18 protein-coding genes are annotated in these 18,954 nt (G+C 50.4%); 14 read left to right on the forward strand and 4 right to left on the reverse strand.

All coding sequences use genetic code 11. From position 1 onward, the window contains the following. Positions 1-123: 123 nt before the first annotated feature. The 4 genes from rplU (at position 124) to proB (ending at position 3,352) form a co-directional block, all read left to right on the forward strand. The gene (gene rplU, locus AC1RVX_RS12175; RefSeq protein ID WP_110255243.1) at positions 124-435 is read left to right on the forward strand and encodes a 50S ribosomal protein L21; all 312 of its coding nucleotides are present in this window, start codon (positions 124-126) and stop codon (positions 433-435) included. 45 nt (positions 436-480) lie between these two features. Continuing rightward, positions 481-738: a 50S ribosomal protein L27 gene (rpmA, locus tag AC1RVX_RS12180; RefSeq protein WP_186946996.1), complete on the forward strand. Its 258-nt coding sequence runs from the start codon at positions 481-483 to the stop codon at positions 736-738. 149 nt (positions 739-887) lie between these two features. Continuing rightward, positions 888-1,997 carry a GTPase ObgE gene (obgE, locus tag AC1RVX_RS12185; protein ID WP_493216858.1) on the forward strand — a complete coding sequence of 370 codons (1,110 nt, stop codon included), beginning with the start codon at positions 888-890 and terminating at the stop codon, positions 1,995-1,997. 236 nt (positions 1,998-2,233) lie between these two features. Then, a complete protein-coding gene (gene proB, locus AC1RVX_RS12190; protein WP_493216859.1) occupies positions 2,234-3,352 on the forward strand; it encodes a glutamate 5-kinase in 1,119 nt (372 codons plus the stop codon). Positions 3,353-3,401: 49 nt separating this feature from the next. Here proB and AC1RVX_RS12195 read toward each other — a convergent pair whose 3' ends face one another. Both AC1RVX_RS12195 and AC1RVX_RS12200 read right to left on the reverse strand, forming a co-directional pair. Beyond that, positions 3,402-3,914, reverse strand: coding sequence for a CNP1-like family protein (locus AC1RVX_RS12195; protein WP_493216860.1), 513 nt, complete (start codon positions 3,912-3,914; stop codon positions 3,402-3,404). A gap of 3 nt (positions 3,915-3,917) precedes the next feature. Next, the gene (locus AC1RVX_RS12200; protein ID WP_493216861.1) at positions 3,918-4,490 is read right to left on the reverse strand and encodes an RNA pyrophosphohydrolase; all 573 of its coding nucleotides are present in this window, start codon (positions 4,488-4,490) and stop codon (positions 3,918-3,920) included. A 215-nt stretch (positions 4,491-4,705) separates the two neighbouring features. Here AC1RVX_RS12200 and AC1RVX_RS12205 point away from each other — a divergent pair, with 215 nt between their 5' ends. The 4 genes from AC1RVX_RS12205 (at position 4,706) to AC1RVX_RS12220 (ending at position 8,862) form a co-directional block, all read left to right on the forward strand. Further along, the gene (locus tag AC1RVX_RS12205; protein ID WP_493216862.1) at positions 4,706-6,430 is read left to right on the forward strand and encodes a proline--tRNA ligase; all 1,725 of its coding nucleotides are present in this window, start codon (positions 4,706-4,708) and stop codon (positions 6,428-6,430) included. A 101-nt stretch (positions 6,431-6,531) separates the two neighbouring features. Beyond that, on the forward strand, positions 6,532-7,158 hold the full coding sequence (locus tag AC1RVX_RS12210) for a lytic transglycosylase domain-containing protein (protein ID WP_493216863.1): 627 nt from the start codon (positions 6,532-6,534) through the stop codon (positions 7,156-7,158). Between the two features lie 193 nt (positions 7,159-7,351). Then, positions 7,352-8,017 (forward strand): hypothetical protein, encoded by a 666-nt coding sequence (locus tag AC1RVX_RS12215; protein ID WP_493216864.1) that lies wholly within the window; start codon positions 7,352-7,354, stop codon positions 8,015-8,017. A 200-nt stretch (positions 8,018-8,217) separates the two neighbouring features. Next, positions 8,218-8,862 (forward strand): hypothetical protein, encoded by a 645-nt coding sequence (locus AC1RVX_RS12220; RefSeq protein ID WP_493216865.1) that lies wholly within the window; start codon positions 8,218-8,220, stop codon positions 8,860-8,862. A gap of 125 nt (positions 8,863-8,987) precedes the next feature. On the opposite strand, the gene AC1RVX_RS12225 is transcribed toward AC1RVX_RS12220, so the two are convergent. Both AC1RVX_RS12225 and ffh read right to left on the reverse strand, forming a co-directional pair. Continuing rightward, on the reverse strand, positions 8,988-9,392 hold the full coding sequence (locus AC1RVX_RS12225; protein ID WP_493216866.1) for an SWIB/MDM2 domain-containing protein: 405 nt from the start codon (positions 9,390-9,392) through the stop codon (positions 8,988-8,990). A 260-nt stretch (positions 9,393-9,652) separates the two neighbouring features. Beyond that, the gene (gene ffh, locus AC1RVX_RS12230) at positions 9,653-11,020 is read right to left on the reverse strand and encodes a signal recognition particle protein (RefSeq protein WP_493216867.1); all 1,368 of its coding nucleotides are present in this window, start codon (positions 11,018-11,020) and stop codon (positions 9,653-9,655) included. A 431-nt stretch (positions 11,021-11,451) separates the two neighbouring features. On the opposite strand from ffh, the gene AC1RVX_RS12235 reads away from it, so the two are divergent. The 6 genes from AC1RVX_RS12235 to AC1RVX_RS12260 all read left to right on the forward strand — a co-directional run bounded on the left by AC1RVX_RS12235 (position 11,452) and on the right by AC1RVX_RS12260 (position 18,932). Further along, entirely contained in the window at positions 11,452-12,612 is a 1,161-nt protein-coding gene (locus AC1RVX_RS12235; RefSeq protein WP_493216868.1) for an ABC transporter substrate-binding protein, read from the forward strand. Between the two features lie 226 nt (positions 12,613-12,838). Further along, complete coding sequence (locus AC1RVX_RS12240; RefSeq protein ID WP_493216869.1) at positions 12,839-13,810, forward strand: ABC transporter substrate-binding protein; 972 nt, start codon at positions 12,839-12,841, stop codon at positions 13,808-13,810. A 76-nt stretch (positions 13,811-13,886) separates the two neighbouring features. Then, positions 13,887-14,705: an ABC transporter permease gene (locus tag AC1RVX_RS12245; protein WP_493216870.1), complete on the forward strand. Its 819-nt coding sequence runs from the start codon at positions 13,887-13,889 to the stop codon at positions 14,703-14,705. A gap of 1 nt (position 14,706) precedes the next feature. Next, positions 14,707-15,504, forward strand: coding sequence for an ABC transporter ATP-binding protein (locus tag AC1RVX_RS12250; RefSeq protein WP_493216871.1), 798 nt, complete (start codon positions 14,707-14,709; stop codon positions 15,502-15,504). A 156-nt stretch (positions 15,505-15,660) separates the two neighbouring features. Next, complete coding sequence (locus AC1RVX_RS12255; RefSeq protein ID WP_493216872.1) at positions 15,661-17,493, forward strand: sensor histidine kinase; 1,833 nt, start codon at positions 15,661-15,663, stop codon at positions 17,491-17,493. A 77-nt stretch (positions 17,494-17,570) separates the two neighbouring features. Then, positions 17,571-18,932: a sigma-54-dependent transcriptional regulator gene (locus tag AC1RVX_RS12260; protein ID WP_493216873.1), complete on the forward strand. Its 1,362-nt coding sequence runs from the start codon at positions 17,571-17,573 to the stop codon at positions 18,930-18,932. Positions 18,933-18,954: the final 22 nt, after the last annotated feature.

Consider the following 18,954-nt stretch of genomic DNA (forward strand, 5'->3'; position numbering starts at 1 on the left):
ATATGCAAATAGTCTTTGACGCTTATTCTGGAATTATGTACAATTTGTGGTTTTCCCGATTTCCCAGATGGTTTCTCAGTCCGGCGGGAGAAAATTCCTAATTTTTATTTGATGAGGTTTCACATGTACGCGGTCATAAAAACCGGAGGCAAGCAATACAAAGTTGTCGCTGGTGAAAAACTTAAAGTAGAACAGATACCTGCAGACATTGGCTCCGAAATCACCATTGATCAAGTGCTCGCTTTGGGCGCTGGTGAGACCATTAAATTTGGTGCTCCATTGGTCGCAGGTGCTACGGTGCTGGCTAAGGTTATAGATCACGGTCGTCACGACAAAGTGCGCATTTTCAAAATGCGTCGTCGTAAGCACTATCAGAAACGTCAAGGCCATCGCCAAAACTACACTGAATTGCAAATCGTATCTATCAACGGCTAATCCGTAGATAAGTTAATTTACCTGAACTTAAGGAGCTAATTAAAAATGGCACACAAAAAAGGCGGCGGCACCACGCGCAACGGCCGTGACTCAGAATCGAAGCGCCTGGGCGTTAAAGTTTACGGCGGCCAAGCTATCAATGCTGGCGGTATCATCATTCGTCAACGCGGTACACGTGTACACGCTGGTGAAAATGTTGGTATGGGCAAAGATCACACTTTGTTCGCTCTGGTTAACGGCAAAGTACAATTCGCGATCAAAGGTGCAGCACGTCACCAGTTCGCAATTGTCGTTCCAGCGTAATGCATTGAAGTAATTCAAAGCAGGGCGCAAGCCAGTACGTAGAAAAGGCTCTGCCATTGGTGGAGCCTTTTTAGTTTCAAGAAATCCTGTATAAATCGGTTGTTACAATTGGTGGCAAAGATTTATACAAGCTTTTTTAGGTGGTAAAAATGAAATTTATTGATGAAGCCAGGATAGAAGTGATCGCCGGCGATGGTGGCAATGGCGTTGCATCCTTCTGTCGTGAAAAATTCCGCCCTTTTGGTGGGCCGGATGGTGGCGATGGCGGTCGTGGTGGCAGTATCTGGGCAGTGGCAGATCGTAATATCAACACCCTGGTTGATTATCGTTATTCCAAGTTACACAAAGCAAAAGACGGTGAAAATGGTCGCGGTGCTGATTGCTACGGTAAAGGTGCAGATGATATCTTCCTGCGCATGCCGGTTGGTACCCAGATTTGCGACAGAAACACCGATGAAGTCATTGCTGACTTGACAGAACATGGCCAGCAAGTTGAACTGGTCAAGGGTGGCGAGGGCGGCTGGGGCAATATCCACTTCAAGACTTCCACCAACCGTGCGCCACGTCAGCGTTCTGATGGTAAAGAAGGCGGGCGTCGCGAGTTGCGTCTGGAATTGAAAGTCCTGGCCGACGTAGGTTTGTTGGGTTTGCCAAATGCCGGTAAATCTACTTTCATTACTGCGGTATCAAATGCGCGTCCCAAAATCGCGGATTATCCTTTTACGACCCTGCACCCGAACTTGGGTATGGTGCGTGTCAGTCATGAAAAAAGCTTCGTCATCGCCGACATTCCTGGCCTGATCGAAGGCGCTGCTGACGGTGCCGGTCTGGGCATACAATTCTTGAAGCATTTGCAACGCACGGGCTTGCTCTTGCACATTGTTGATCTGGCACCGTTTGATGAAGCTGTTGATCCCGTCAAGGAAGCTAAAGCCCTGATCAAGGAATTGCGTAAATATGACGAAAGCCTGTATGAAAAACCGCGCTGGCTGGTGCTCAACAAGCTCGATGTCCTGACTGAAGATGAGCGCAAGAAAAAGGTGAAAGATTTCGTCAAACGCTTTGCCTGGAAAGGTCCGGTCTTTGAAATTTCTGCCTTGAATCGTGAAGGCTGCGAAGAACTGGTGACTGAGATTTACAAGTACCTGGAAGAGAAACGTACGCAGGAACAGCGCTCACAAGAAACCACAATGAAAGAAGAGGCACAGGGCATCCTGTCCATTGATCCTGATGATCCGCGTTTCAAAGTGCTGGAGTAGTCACACCAAGCCTGGTTTTTACCAGGCTTTTTTACACCGATTTGCATGTGTTTGAATACTTATTTTGATATGTGATAAATTTCTTTTTGATAATGAAAATCCCATAAAAAATAGAATATCCTGCCATAATCTGAATTAAATTTAGATAGCAACGATACTATCCATATAAAGTATAATTTTGATTTGCTGCGAGTCTTTGCGCGGCGACGTTATCAAATTCACATCCGTATTCATTTATGCAATCTGTCATTCAGCAAGCAAAACGTCTGATTATCAAAGTAGGTTCATCTCTGGTGACCAATGATGGCAAGGGCCTGGACAAACAGGCTATCGCCAAATGGGCTGCCCAGATCGCTGGTCTGCGGGCCATGGGCAAGGAAGTAGTACTCGTCAGTTCTGGCGCCATAGCGGAAGGGCGGCAACGTCTTGGTTTTGAAAAACGACCGACTGCCATCCATGAACTGCAGGCTTGCGCAGCCGTCGGCCAAATGGGCTTGGCGCAGATTTATGAAAGCAGTTTTCGTGAACACCAGATAGGTACAGCGCAGATTTTATTGACGCACGCCGACCTGGCTGATCGTGAGCGCTATTTAAACGCACGGTCCACCTTGTTTACTTTGCTGCGCTTTGGCATTGTCCCTATCATTAATGAAAATGATACGGTGGTCACCGATGAAATCAAATTTGGCGATAACGACACCCTGGGTGCTTTGGTGGCGAACCTGATTGAAGGTGATGCACTGATTATCCTGACCGACCAAAAAGGTTTGTATACTGCTGACCCGCGTAAAGACCCGACGGCCACCTTTGTGCATGAAGCCCGGGCTGGCGACCCTGCACTGGAAGCCATGGCGGGCGGAGCCGGTTCCAGTCTGGGCAGTGGTGGCATGCTGACCAAGATACTGGCAGCCAAACGCGGTGCCAGTTCAGGTACCCATACCGTTATCGCCTGGGGCCGTGAAGATAATGTCTTGTTGCGCCTGGCGCAGGGCGAGAATATAGGCACGCAGCTGATTTCACAAATGGCTCCTTTGGCAGCACGCAAGCAATGGATGCTGGACCATTTGCAAACCCTGGGCCAGGTCGTGCTGGATGCCGGGGCAGTGCAAAAATTGACACGTGAGGGCAAATCCCTGTTACCTATCGGTGTGCTGGACGTACGTGGCGAATTCAGTCGCGGCGCGGTGGTGACTTGTTGTGACGAGGCGGGCAAAGCAGTTGCCAGGGGGCTTAGCAATTATTCAAGCGCTGATGCGCGCCGCATCAAGCGCCATGCCTCGGCAGAAATTGCATCTATACTTGGTTTCGTTGAAGAGCCAGAGTTGATACATCGGGACAATCTTGTTTTGCTATAAAAAATGGGCGCTAAATTCAGCGCCCATTTTTTATTCGTACTACAGCATTTTAATAGTATGACATTTTCTTGCCGTGCAATTTATCCAGCAAAACATTAACCTTGCCCACTATTGTCCGGCCTTCACAAAAGTAGTCGGAAAACAAGGTGCTATGCTGCTTGTTGGCACCGGCGCTGGAAATGGCATCCCATTGATTGCGGCGCGACCGTGACCAGCTGCCGTCCGGGCGTCCAAACGCATACAGTTTGATTTCGGCTGACTGACAGCGCAGACCTTCATAGCTGACATTTTTTGCACCTCCGGTGCTGGTGGCAACCAAGGTGTAACGTATCGTGCCGTCGCTTGCGACCAGCAGGGATTTGGTATCAATTGCAAAAGACTGGCTACCGCTTTTGTAAAAATTCAGCAGGTTTTCAGGTTTTGGTGCTTCTGGCAATTGCAGGGCAACTTCATGCCATTCCTTATCATCTTCATCAGGTTCTTGCGCATGAGCCAGGTTGGCTGACAGCAGCACAGTGCAAAACAGGCAAGCTGTCAGGTGGCGTAATTGAATAGTTGGCATAAATTATTTAGATTCTTCCGGCTCGGTTTTTTTTGTGTCGCGATTTGGCTGCGCCTGCTGCTGGTTGCGCAAATACCTGTTGCGGCTGGAATTGGGGTGTTCAGCACGATGCACGTAACGTGACAATTCCTGCAAGGCCAATTGATACACGCCTCGTTTGAATTCAATCACTACGTCCAGCGGTACCCAATAGTCATGCCAACGCCAGGCATCAAATTCCGGATGTGTGCTGGCGCGCAGATTGACATCGCAATCACGGCCTATCATACGCAACAGGAACCATATCTGCTTTTGCCCACGGTAATGCCCGCGGATTTCACGCTTGATAAAATGATCAGGCACTTCATAGCGCAGCCAGTCGCGGGTGCGACCGATGACTTTGACGTGCTCTGGAAGCAAGCCTGTTTCTTCTTCCAGTTCCCGGTACATCGCCTGTTCAGGCGATTCGCCGTACTTGATACCACCTTGTGGGAATTGCCAGGAGTGCTCGCGCACGCGCTTTCCCCACCATACTTCATTGTTGGCGTTAAGCAAAATTATGCCAACGTTTGGGCGGAAGCCTTCACGATCCAGCATGTTCAACCTCAAAACTTTCTGTGGCTAAACGGCTTGCTCCTGCAATAGATAGCGCTTGTTTCGTCGAAAAACACCGCGATTTTCGGCGGACAGCCTCAGTGGAGGCGAACAAATCGCAGTTTCCTTCATCAAATGTGCAAAGAGTGGGCGCATTAGCCAGCTAATCCTTTAAAATTGAGTTGATTATAACCCTCCATTTAAAAAGAATCACTGTCATGCGTGCTACACGATTTTTTATTTCCACACTGAAAGAAGCGCCTGCCGATGCCGAGATCGTCAGCCATAAACTGATGATGCGTGCGGGCATGATCAAACGCCTGGGTTCTGGCATTTATAACTACATGCCCATGGGCTTGCGCATTATTCGTAAAGTTGAAAACATTGTTCGTGAGGAAATGAATCGCGCCGGTGCGATAGAGATGCTGATGCCAGTCGTGCAACCTGCTGAACTCTGGCAAGAGACTGGCCGCTGGGACAAAATGGGCCCGGAACTCATGCGCGTGAAAGATCGCCATGGTCGTGACTACATCATCCAGCCTACTTCGGAAGAAGCGATTACTGACGTGGTACGTACGGAAATCCGTTCTTACCGCCAGTTGCCAGTGAATTTTTACCATATTCAGACCAAGTTCCGTGATGAGCGTCGCCCACGTTTCGGACTCATGCGCGGTCGCGAATTCACTATGAAAGATGCTTATTCTTTTGATCGTGATGTCGAAGGCATGAAGCAATCCTATCAAGCCATGTATGACGCCTACACTCGCATCTTCCAGCGCTTTGGCTTGCAATTTCGTGCGGTCGCTGCTGATAACGGCGCGATTGGCGGTTCAGGTTCACATGAATTCCACGTGATTGCTGATACTGGTGAAGATGCATTGGTGTATTGCCCGACTTCAGATTATGCCGCCAATATGGAAGCGGCTGAAGCACTGAGCTTGCTGGCAAATCGCGCACCTGCAACTGCGACATTGACCAGGACTGCAACACCAGGCAAGGCCAAGTGCGAAGATGTCGCACAATTGTTGGACATCCCATTGGAAACCACGGTCAAGTCCATCGTATTGGCAGTGGATGGAGAAAAAGAAACGCAAATCTGGTTGTTGTTATTGCGTGGCGACCATGAGCTCAATGAAGTGAAAGCTGCCAAGATCCCTGGCATGGCTAACTATCGCTTCGCCACTGAGGCTGAAATTGTCGAGTATTTCGGTACCAAACCAGGTTACCTCGGCCCTATAGCCACACGAAAGCCAGTCAAGGTCGTGGCGGATAGAACCGTCGCCAACATGGCCGATTTTGTCTGCGGCGCAAATGAAGCTGATTTCCACTTTACCGGTGCCAATTGGGGCCGTGATTTGCCTGAACCGGTCGTTGCCGATCTGCGCAATGTTGTCGCCGGCGATCCGTCTCCTGATGGCAAGGGTGTATTGGCGATACAGCGTGGTATTGAAGTTGGTCATGTATTCCAGCTCGGTACACGCTATTCGGATGACATGAAAGCCACCTTCCTGGACGAAAATGGTAAGCCACAATTGTTGCAAATGGGTTGCTACGGCATCGGTATCACCCGCATCCTGGGGGCGGCAATTGAGCAAAATTTTGATGACAAGGGCATCATCTGGCCAGCTTCAATTGCACCATTTGAAGTAGTTATCTGCCCTATGGGGATGGACCGTAGCGAAGCCGTCAAAACCGAAGCGGAAACCCTGTACCAGGCCTTGCTGGCGGCAGGCGTGGATGTCATTCTGGATGACCGTGGTGAGCGCCCTGGTGCCATGTTTGCTGACTGGGAGCTGATCGGTGTGCCACATCGCGTCGTCATTGGTGACCGTGGCCTGAAAGAAGGCAAGATTGAATATCTGGGCCGTCGCGATACCGAAGCCAGCAATGTTCCTGTGGCTGAGATGCTGGCTTTCATCCAGTCAAAATTGGCGGGCAAATAAGTAGCAGGATGAAGTATTTTTTCTTGCGCTTTTGCGTATGGCGCAAAGGAAGTCCTGGCGATAGTCGTCAGCCTGAACTGCAAGGCCAGTGGGGACGATGGATGCGATCCATCGTGCAACTGGCCGTCTGCCTGTTTATCTTTTCTGTATTGCCGGCACAGGCCGGTAATCAAAAGGAAGAGGAAATGGCAGATGCGGTGCGGCTGGCGCTGGCCAAAGCCATTTCTGATTCGACGCCACCCAAACCCACATTCAGCAATATCGAGGAACGCATCAAATACCTCAACTGGCTGGGGGAAATGTCGTCGCGTCTGAAGCGGCGCATCCCCGACATGCAGACCCGCCGTGAGTTACTCGAAGCGATCTGGTATGAATCTAAACGCGCTGGGCTTGATACCGCCATGGTCATGGGCCTGATACAGGTAGAGTCAGCCTTCCGCAAATATGCCACTTCGGTGGTTGGCGCACGTGGCTATATGCAGGTCATGCCTTTCTGGTCGCGTGTCATCGGTGACGGCGACGCAAAAAAACTGTTCAAGATGCAAGCCAATCTGCGTTATGGCTGTTCCATCCTGCGTATGTATATAGACATGGAAAAGGGCGATATGTATCTGGCCCTGGGACGTTACAATGGCAGTCGTGGCCGCCCTGAATACCCCAAGGCCGTGCTGGCAAACTGGAAAAACTGGGAATTCAGCGGTGAAAGTGCGTCGCAGCTACGTAAGTAGCAAGCAGTGCTACGCAAGGTCTTGTAAAACAATCCTTTGAAAAAATGACGGGCCAGGCATGGCCCGTCATTTCAAAATACAGTGGCAGCGCAAATATCTTACAGATTCGTGCTGTCCCAGGCTGCTACATGCACTGCATTTTCTGGTGTATGGCTAGTGTGGGCTGTTTATTCCGGATGAACCAGGAACCCGCATGCAGGCATTTTATGACCGAGAAGAATTTGGTAATGCAGATTGGCTGAAAACACTGCAATCGCGCTGGCACATGCTGATCGTGGTTTTATTTGCGCATTTCTTGTTGTTCATGCTGTGGCCATCCATTACCCTGCATAAAAGTGAAAGTGCTGCACCCGTCGCCTTCTGGCTAAGAATGCTGGATATACCTGCACAGATCAAACCTGTACCGGTCCAACCCACTCTCAAACAATCAATGCCAGTCAGGCAATCGCCAGTGATGAACAAGGCTCTCACCCCGGCGTTGGGAATGACGGATGCAGACCCTGTGCCATCTGCATTTCCAGAACCTGCATCAGAAGTTAACGTCCCTGCAGTTACAGAGAATCCAGTCGGGATACAGCGTGATATCCGTAAAATCAGCAAAGATGTGGAACGTGAAATGCCAAATCGCATACTGACGGATATCAGACCAGAAAAATCATCGATGCTCGCATTTGAAAAAAATGTCAGCGCGGCGGCCCGTTCGCGCGGTACCACTCTTCAAAACTTTGTCTTGTCAGATGGCACAGCAATGACCAAGGTGACGACCTCTCTGGGTTCATATTGCGTCATAGGTGCCAAGCCGGGATGGGATATCACTAAAACACCCGGCATACGAACCGTCAGCTGTGGCAGCTATTGAAGTCTGGTAGTAATGAAATTCATTTGGGACGCATTTATTCAAGTCGTGTTTTATGCTACTTCAGGCATGGGCAGGTGGCACTTTTGATCATTTACTGTTAAACCCTGATTTGCCGCTTCAAAATACTGGATTACACAGAGACCTGCCTGAGCAGTACCTGCAAGCCGGGTAAATTGTTTAGCGCAAATTGGAGGACAGGGGTGCAGACACTGGATTATCGCAGCAATGCAAAGCGCGCTGATTGGCAGGTTGTGTTTGCTGTACTCTTTTTTCACGCGTGCCTGTATGCACTTTGGCCGGTACTGAAGGCAAATATTGATGAAGAGAAACGGAAATCCGGGAGTTTGATTTTTCTGGATTCACCCATATCAACCAGGCCACCAGTACAGCAACTGGATAAAAGGGAAGTGGTGAAGCAGAGGCAAATTCAAACGCCATTTCAACCTCAGTCAGTGCCGATCACCGATTCCCTCAAAACTGGTACCGAGGGCAAACCGGAACTCATGGTACCTGTCCCTGATACAGAAGCAGGACCCCAAACCGGTGTTGTGATCAATCGCGATGTAAGGGGAATTTCCCAGAGCTTGAAAAAGGATTTTCAGGAGCGTGAACGCTTCGCCGGCAAAGTTTCCATCAATCCCATCACCAGGATGGGTGAACGCATTGCCTTGTCAGGTACGGTCAATCGTGTCGGTGTCAAGCATGAGGTTTATATACTCGGTGACGGTCGGCCGGTTTCCAAAGTCATTACCCCTTTCGTCACTTATTGCATACTGCACCGTAAGCCGGGTGAGACCATTGGCAATGAACTGGCGACGGTACCAGTCACCTGCGACAATTTGTGATGTTTTACTCACAGGATGACGCCAGAAACAAAAATGCCCGCGCGATGCGGGCATTTTCGTTTGGGATAGGACTGAATGCTTCCCTTTAAGTCTCCCAAAGCAACTTCGGAATCTGCTGCTAAAAATCAGGACAGATGACCGGAAATGAGTTTAGTCATTTCAAACATGGACACTTGTTTCTTGCCACCGAAAACGGCTTTCAACTTGTCATCCGCGTTGATGTTGCGTTTGTTTGCTTCATCTTGCAGTTTGTGCTTCTTGATGTATTCCCATACTTTTTTAGTGACTTCAGTACGAGGAATTGCTGCTGCACCGATGACTGCTGCCAGAACTGGGGAGATCGTCATTGGTTTCATGAACGCTGCATTTGGCTTGCGTGCTGCTGCTGGCTTGGCGGCTGCTGCTTTTTTAGGAGCTGCTGCTTTTGCTGCAGGTTTCGCTGCTGCTTTTGGAGCGGCTGCTTTCGCTGCTGGTTTAGCCGCTGGTTTGGCTGCCGGTTTTGCTGCTGGTTTCTTTGGTGCTGTTGCCATAAATAGCCTCCTTCACAAATTTCGTGGACGGAGCTTTGATCGTTTTGAAAAGCTCCTGCATTGCGTCACTTCACGCATCGCTAATAGTGGTGCGGTTTTTACAGGGATGCAAGTGTTTTTTGCTGGTTTTCGTCGAAAAAGTGCAGGAATTTGCCTGTCGTTGGATTTACGCCTAAAAAAAAGCCGGATTAGCGCCATTTTTGGCTGCTATCCGGCTTCTTTCCTCAGAGTGAAATGCAGAGGCAAATCAGCGCTTTTCCTTAGCGTTTTCCTGGCATCATCCCCTTCATACTGCGCAACATCTTCATCATGCCGCCGCCGCGCAATTTCTTCATCATGGATTGCATCTGGTCAAACTGGGTCAGCATGCGATTGACTTCCTGTATCTGTACACCGGCACCGGCAGCAATGCGACGCTTGCGTGAAGCCTTGATCAACTCCGGCTTGGCACGCTCCTGCGGGGTCATGGAATTGATCATGCCTTCCATGCGACGCACCTGTTTTTCAGCCTGATCCATATTGGCACCACTGGCTGCCTGTTGCATCTGCGCCGGCAGTTTGTCCATCAGGTTGGACAGCCCGCCCATATTCTTCATCTGCGAAATTTGCAGCTTGAAGTCGTTCATGTCGAATTTGCCGCCATCCTTGAGCTTGTGCGCCAGATTCTGGGCTGCTGCCACATCCATGCCTTTTTGGGCAGATTCAACCAGGGCCAGAATATCCCCCATGCCCAGGATACGATTCGCCATACGGGTGGGATCGAACGATTCCAGGCCATCGAGCTTCTCTGCCACACCGACAAACTTGATTGGCTTACCAGTGATATGACGTACCGACAGGGCGGCACCACCCCGCGCATCACCGTCGAGCTTGGTCAATACGACGCCAGTCAAAGGCAAGGCATCATTAAAGGCTTTGGCAGTGTTGACGGCATCCTGCCCCAGCATGGCATCGACTACGAACAGCGTCTCTATAGGATTGATGGCGGCGTGGACGGCAGCAATCTCCTGCATCATCGCTTCATCAATACCCAGGCGACCGGCAGTATCGACAATCAACACATCGTGATAGTGTTTTTTGGCGTAATCAAGGGCCGCCAATGCGATGTCGACCGGCTTGTCAGTCGGCAGGGATGGGAAAAAGTCGGCACCTACCTGCTGGGTGACTGTCTGTAACTGTCCTATCGCGGCAGGGCGGTAGACGTCGGCAGAAACGGTTAATACCTTTTTCTTTTTTTGCTCGCGCAAATATTTAGCCAATTTACCGACGGTCGTGGTTTTACCGGCACCCTGCAAACCAGCCATCAGGATAATGGCTGGTGGCTGGCAGGCAAAACTCAGTTGCGAAGCATCTTCACCCAAGTCGGCACCCATCAGGGTTGCCAGTTCTTTCTGGACCACACCAACCAGGGCCTGGCCTGGGGTCAGGGAAGAAATCACTTCTTCGCCCATGGCTTTTTCTTTGACGCGGGCGATCAGTTCACGTACGGCGGGCAGGGCAACGTCGGCTTCCAATAAAGCCATGCGTACTTCACGCAGCATGTCGGCGGTATTGGATTCGGTCAGGCGGGCTTCGCCGCGCATGGTCTTGACGACTTTGGCAAGGCGCTGGGTAAGGTTATCGAGCATGTTTGCTTAAGAAATCTTGAGTAAAAATCAATAAAATGCGATGACCTGCTATGGGTTACTTACATTTTTAATAATATAAGAGGCCGACTGTCACAGTCTGAAGTAAGCTTTTGTCAGCGCAAGGTGCTGCAGTGGCTATGTCGTCAGGTGATAGTCTGCAAGACAGGCAAGAATAAACCGGCATTTTACCTGATCATCAAGACCCACTCAGGCATTTCGCTTTGCTGTATGGACGGCACGATCTTAAATTCCGGATTTTCAGAATATACCTATGTGATTTGTGTGGTTTTCCGCACGCATGGGGGAAACTACGGATGCATTTCAATGTAGACGGGAGTTAAATCCTGTAGACAGCCCTCATTCCTATACATGGTATGAAGTCTGCTAATAAGAGCGCATAAAAATAGCTGCTCACTCATCAGGAGACAAACATGAAACGACTTCAACGCGCGTGGCGTTTGCCACGCGCTCTCGGCTTTTGCACCCTTGTTCTGGTTCCCAGCCTGTTTCCCGCAGTATCCCAGGCAGAAGAGGGGGTGACTGATTCTACTATATTGATAGGGCAGACCGTTGGCCTGACCGGTCAGATTGCCGGGCCTGTCAAGGAAATGAATGCGGGGGCTGCCGCCTACATTGCCCAGGTCAATAAAGCTGGTGGGGTGAATGGCCGCAAAATAGAATTGCGTATCCTGGACGATAAGTTTGACCCTGCAGTTGCCGCCGTCAATGCTGAAACCCTGGTAAAGAAAGAGCATGTCTTTGTGCTGTTTCAAAGCCGGGGCACTCCCCATACCCAGGCTATCCTGCCCATACTTGCCGTGAATAAGATTCCGCTGATCGCGCCCAGCACCGGCGCTGCGGTGTTTCATTCCCCCGTCAATCGCTACTTGTTTAATGTGCGGGCAAAATATCAGGATGAAGTCAAAAAAGCGGTTGAGCAGTTTTCGACCATAGGTTTGAAAGACATAGGCATCGTGCACGTGGATGACAGTTTTGGTGTGGATGGTCTGGCTGGTTTTACGACCGCCATGGGCAATTTTAAATTGCAACCCGCGCTGATTGCCAAGTACGACAGGGCAAAACCGGATGTCGCCAAGACTGTGGATGAGGTAATGAAGTCACCAGCCAAGGCACTGGTCATCGTAGGTTCTGCCACCACTGTGTCGGAAATCATACGTGGTCTGCGCACCAAGGGTAGCTCCATACAGATCATGACCCTGTCAAATAATGCTTCGCAATCGTTTATCGACTCGCTGGGCCCTGCTGCAACTGGCATCATGGTGTCGCAGATTATGCCGGCACCGCATCTGGTATCAAGCATATTGGGACAGGAATTCAAGTCGATTGCAAAAGAGCAAGGTGTGCCCGCATCCTATGCGGCGATGGAAGGATTTGTCTCGGCCAAGGTATTGGTGGAAGGATTGCGTCGCAGTGGCAAGGCACTGACGCGGGAAGGGCTGGTGCGTGCACTGGAATCCATGCATAAGGTTGACCTGGGCGGCGTGACTGTCACATACAACGAGCGTGATCACGGCGGCAGTGAGTTTGTTGAGTTGACGATGATAGGCAGGGATGGCAAATTTGTACGCTGAACAAAACGACTGGTGATGACAGCAAATTGTCGACGCAGAAAATGCGAAAACACCGACAGGCATGGTTTGCCGATCTGGAATTTCGCACTGGCATCGGTTATTTATTGAAGAAAGTTGAATAAAATCAGTTATTTATCAAGTGTTATAAGCTGGCACAATATCTGCTATTCATTTTTCAGTAAGTAAAAAGACCAAATCAGAAATTCACCATTTCAAGGAGACAAAGATGTTCAAAAAGATGTTACTCGCCAGCGTGCTTGCTTCCAGCCTGTTTGCCGCTACTGCTCAGGCCCAGGAAGTCGTCAGGCTCGGTAATCTTAAATTTGCCCATTACGGTGCCGTGTCCTACATCAAGGAAATTGCACCCAAATGTGGTATCAAGGTCGAAGAGCGTGTTTTCGCCAAAGGGCTGGATGCCATGCAGGCGGTCATCGCTGGTGAGTTGGATGTCGGTGCCGTTTCTTCTGAAGCGGTGATTTCAGCCCGCGCCAGCGGTACACCGATTTATCTGGTCGCGGGTTTTGCCAAGGGCGGTGCACGCCTGGTAGGTCGTGCGGATCTGGGCATAAAGACTGTGAAAGACTTGAAGGGCAAGAAAGTCGGCGTGACACGCGGCGGCATCCAGGATATTTTGCTGGCGGCTGAGCTGTCGCAAAATGGACTCACCTATTCTGACCAGCCAGGCAAGGACGTACAAATCATTTACCTCGGTTTTCCTGATCTGAACCAGGCTTTGCTGGGCAAGAATATTGACGCCATCATGCAGTCCGAGCCTTACTCTTCACAAGCAATTGGCAAGGGCTATGGCAAAGAAATCATCAAGCCCTATGACACGCCGATAGGCGAGCCGGTGCGTACCATGGTCATGACCGAGAAGTTCTATAAGGAACGTCGTCCGGTAGCAGAAAAATTCATGCGCTGTTTTGTCGAAGCCACCAAAACCTTTATCGACAACAAGGAACTGGCTGAGAAATATGTGCGTGAAAACATGTTCAAAGGCCAGGTCAGCCACGAAGATTTTGTGAATGCCATAGAAAACTCGCCTTACTCGTATGACGTCACGGCAGAGCATATACAGATCACCACCGATCTGATGCAAAAATATGGCGTAGGCAAAATGGCCAAACCGCCGGTAGCCAAAGATTGGGTGAAAACTGATCTTCTGGAGCAAGCGAAGAAGAGCTTGAACATCAAATAAATCCCCAGTGTGAGTCCGGGGTGGGTGTCATGTGCATGAACGCACACCCGACTCATCAATTCTTGAAGGAAAAATCATGAAATTCAAATGGCGTGAAATGGGCGCGGGGCTGGTTGTGCCTGTCATTCTGATTGTGATCTGGCAATTTGTCACCAGCATGGGCTGGGTCAATGCACAAGTATTGCCTTCGCCGTTGGCGGTGGTCAAGAAATGGATAGAGTACGCATCACCGTATGAGGCACGTGATGCAGCCACCACCAGTTGGCTGGCCTGGGCTTTTTCTGGTGAACTGATACGTGACACCATGGGCAGCATGTATCGCGTAGTGGTAGGGTTTGTGGTGGGGGCAGGACTGGCCCTGCCTTTGGGTTTGGCTATGGGTTCCAGTCAGCGGGCCTATGCCTGGATGAACCCGCTGCTGCAGGTATTGCGCCCGATACCGCCGATTGCCTATATCCCTCTTTCCATTTTGTGGTTTGGTCTGGGGAATCCGCCTGCCATTTTCCTGATTGCCATCGGTGCTTTCTTCCCGGTATTGATGAATACCATTGCGGGTGTGCGTCACGTTGATAGTATCTATATCAGGGCAGCGCGGAATCTGGGTGCCAGTCAGTCCACCATGTTCCTGCGCGTGATGTTACCGGCGGCTGTCCCTTACATCCTGTCTGGCGTAAGGATAGGTATAGGTACCGCCTTCATCGTGGTGATCGTGTCGGAAATGATTGCTGTGAATAATGGCCTGGGCTTCCGGATTCTGGAAGCGCGTGAATATTTCTGGTCAGACAAAATTATCGCTGGCATGTTCAGCATTGGTTTGCTGGGACTGGCGATCGATATGGTGATGAACAAATTGAATAATTATTTGCTGCGCTGGCACCGTGGACTGGAGAACTGAGATGAGCAAAACCCATATCAAAATTCAAGGCGTGAATAAAATCTTCAAAACCGCCGACAAGGAAGTGGTCGCTTTGCGCGATATCAACCTGGAGATACCGGAAGGTCAGTTTGTTTGCCTGCTAGGTCCTTCAGGCTGTGGTAAATCAACTTTGCTTAATGCCATAGCCGGTTTTTCCCTGCCGACCTCTGGCAACATTATCGCCAATGACATGATGGTCAAAGCCCCCGGCCCTGACCGTGGCATGGTGTTCCAGGAATACGCATTGTTCCCCTGGATGACAGTGGAACAGAATATCGCCTTTGGCCTGGAAATCAAGGGCATGGGCAAGGCAGAAATCCAGCAGCGTGTTGCCAGTTTGCTGGGTATGCTGGGTTTAAGTGACTTCAAGGCGCGCTTCCCCAAAGACTTGTCTGGTGGTATGCGGCAAAGGGTGGCCATCGCCCGCGTGCTGGCATTGGATTCACCCATCATGCTGATGGATGAACCCTTCGGTGCGCTGGATGCGCTGACCCGTCGCAATCTGCAAGACGAATTACTGCGCATCTGGTCGGAACTGAAAAAAACCATCATCTTTGTGACGCACAGTATAGAAGAGGCGATCTATCTGGCTGACAGGATCATCGTCATGACTTACCGGCCAGGCACAGTGAAAAAGGATTTGTTGATTGACCTGCCGCGCCTGCGGGACCCTTCCGACCCTGGTTTCAACGCGCTCAAGCGAGAACTGGGGCAACTGGTCATGGAAGAGCAACAAAGACATCATAATGACGAATTGAAGATGGCGGCGGTAGACTAGACTTTGCAAACATGCACCAGGCCGTATAGCTGGCCTGGTGCGAGCGCCTATAATAAAGGGATGCAGAATGATTGCCTGTCGGCCTGACTGAAGCATCTCCTTTTCAACACATCACGATTTACTGACATGGCGACTGAGCCTTGTATGGATGAATAAGTGCACGCGACGTCCAGCTATCCGAACCGCATGACCACTCGCCAGCGCCGTCTGGTGATGCTTGGTATCGCGTTCGCGGCAGTCTTGCTGGTGGTGGTCAGCTATTTGCTTGCAGCCAGGGTTGCCAAGGAAAATATACAGCTTGCTGGTGACCGGCAGTTGCAGATCATTGCGCTGGATATCGAATCGGTGCTCGAACGTTATGAGACTCTGCCTTTCGCTATTTCTTATTTACCGCTTACTACCCAGGCCTTATTGAATAGCCGGGATAAAGTGGTCATCCAGACTCTGAATCAAAATCTGCAAGAGCTGGCAGAGCAAGCCAAGGTGGCAGCTATCTATCTGATGGATGTGAACGGCAATACGATCGCTGCCAGCAACTGGGCAAGTAGCCAAAGTTATATGGGTCAGAATTTTGCTTTTCGCCCTTATTTTTCCGAGGCAATACGTGCCGCCAGGCCCGGACATTTTTATGCGATAGGTAATACTACCAATATTCCAGGCTATTTTATTTCCCAGCCGGTTTATCCGCCCGGCAGCAAGCGAGGTAGCTTGCCACCTCTGGGCGTGATCGCTGTCAAGATCGGGCTGAATGAATTTGAACAAGCCTGGCACAGCAGTGAAGAACCGATAGCGCTTAGCGACAGCCAGGGCGTGGTTTTCCTGAGCAACCGGCAAGCATGGAAATACCATAGCCTCAAACCCCTGAACATCGAGGTACAAAAAAATCTGAAGGATACTTTGCAATATGGCGGGAAAGACATAGCGCCGATAGAGCAATTGCCGCTTGCAGAACAAAAGGGGTTTGATGATTATCTGTTACGTCCCATAGGGCGACTGAAATGGCAGTTGATGTTGTTTCCAGATCAGGGCAAGGTATTGCGGACCGGTTTGCAGGCGGCATTACTGGTTACTTTGATACTCGTCATCGTACTGGCTTTTGCTGCATTTTATGATCAGCGCCAGCGCCGCCTGGAAGAAGGACGCCTGGCACAACGGGCGCTGAAGCAGGCGGCGGATGAGCTGGAATTGAATATTGCCCAGCGCACCCGGCAACTGACGCAAGCCAACGAAGAACTGGAAGCCAAATACCGCAAGCTGAAACAAACCGAGAATTTATTGCGTTCCACGCAAAATGAAATGGTACAGGCAGGTAAGCTGGCGATGTTGGGGCAAATGGCGACTGGCATAACCCATGAACTGAATCAGCCTTTGACCGCGATACGGGCTTTTGCAGAGAATGCGATTACTTTCATGAGCCGTGGCAAAAACGAGCAGGCAATGGCCAACCTTGATCATATCAGCCGCGCCAGTGAGCGCATGGGCAGTATCATTGCCCAGTTAAAAGGTTTTGCCAGAAAAAGTCCAAATGCAATTGCCGTGGTCGACGTGCAACTGGCTATCAAGTCGGCTGTGTCTTTGCTGCAGAGTGAAATTGAGAGACGTGACGTTATTATGCAGATTCAGGCAGAACAACGGGTCACCGTGCTGGGAGATACAGTCAGGATAGAGCAGGTGCTGATCAATCTGATACGCAACGCAATTGATGCAGTTGAAGTCAGTCAGGTCAGGGAGGTGCAGGTCCGGCTGGAAAGTGATCAGTACATGGTGAGGATAATCATCAGTGACAGTGGTACAGGCATTCCGCCACATGTAGCAGAACATTTATTTGAGCCATTTTTTACGACCAAGGAAGTGGGACAGGGGCTGGGCTTGGGCCTGGCGATTTCTTCATCCATCGTGCAGGCGATGAATGGCAGTTTGAGTGCTGGCAACCGGGAGCAGGGAGGAGCAGAATTTATCGTCTGTATTCCTGTCTATCTGTCACCCTGAATGGTTCCAGTCCTCGACTACTCTCAACACTCAGCCACCCATTTCAATCCACTTCATTTACCCAAGGAAAAATCGCCATGACAGGTTTGCTGGCTATATTAATAGAGGATGAACAGGCTGTGCGCCTGGCAACCACGCAGACGCTGGAACTGGGTGGTTTCGAAGTGACAGCCTGCGCCAGCGCCGAATTGGCTGATCCATACCTGAAAGCAGATTTTGCAGGCATCGTTGTCACTGACGTACGCCTGCCGGGTAAATCCGGCCTGGACGTACTCGAAAAAGTGAGAGCTATCGACCATGAATTGCCTGTCATTATTATTACCGGACATGGTGATGTCAGCATGGCAGTGGACGCGATGCGGCACGGTGCCTACGATTTCCTGGAAAAACCGTTTGCCGCCGAACGCCTGCTGGATGCCTGCCTGCGCGCCCAGGAAAAACGTCGTCTGGTCATGGAAAACCGCAAGTTGAAAGCATCCTGGCTCAGTCATGCCGCCACCCCTGACATGATAGGCAAGAGTGCCCAGATGGAGCGGGTGCGAAAGTTTATTCACAGCATAGGCCCGGCCCAGGTGGATGTATTGATCAATGGTGCGACCGGTTCCGGTAAGGAAGTGGTGGCCAGGCAACTGCATCAGGCCAGCGGTCGCAAGGGCGAGTTTGTCGCCATCAATTGCGGTGCCTTGCCAGAGTCCGTATTTGAAAGCGAAATCTTTGGCCATGAAGCCGGTGCTTTTACCAGCGCCCAGAAACGTCGTATAGGTAAGTTGGAATATGCCCATGGCGGCACAGTATTTCTTGATGAAATTGAAAGTATGCCATTGAATTTGCAAATCAAATTACTACGTGTTTTGCAAGAGCGCAGCCTGGAAAGGCTGGGCGGCAACCAGTCAGTGGCACTGGATTGCCGTGTGATTGCCGCCAGCAAGACGGATTTATTGAAACTCAGTTCACTGGGACAATTCAGGGAAGACCTGTATTTTCGTTTGAGTGTCATCAGTATCAATTTGCCCAGGCTGAATGAAAGACGCGAAGATATTCCTTTGCTGCTGTCTTATTTTGTGCAAAGGGCAGCGCAGCGTTATCAAAAGCCTGTGCCCAACTGGTCACCGGCGCAGATGCAGCACTGGATGCAGGCTGACTGGCAGGGCAATGTGCGTGAATTGCGCAATTTTGCCGACCAACTGGTGCTGGGAGTAGCCGAATTTGCGGACCAGCGTTTCCATCTGGATAGCGCACTGGATAACCTGGATAATAACGCCATCAGCCTGCCTGAAAAAATTGATGCCTATGAAGCCAGTCTGATACAAGCTGCGCTGGAAAGCAGCGGGAACAATGTTGCCAGCGCGGCCGAGGCACTGGGCATACCCAAAAAGACCCTGTATGACAAGATGAAAAAATATCAAAAATCCCTGTCTGCACCAAGTCAGGCAGAATAATCAACCTGACAGATAGCTTGGC

The sequence above is a fragment of the Undibacterium sp. GW821-FHT11B02 genome, from assembly GCF_058808955.1.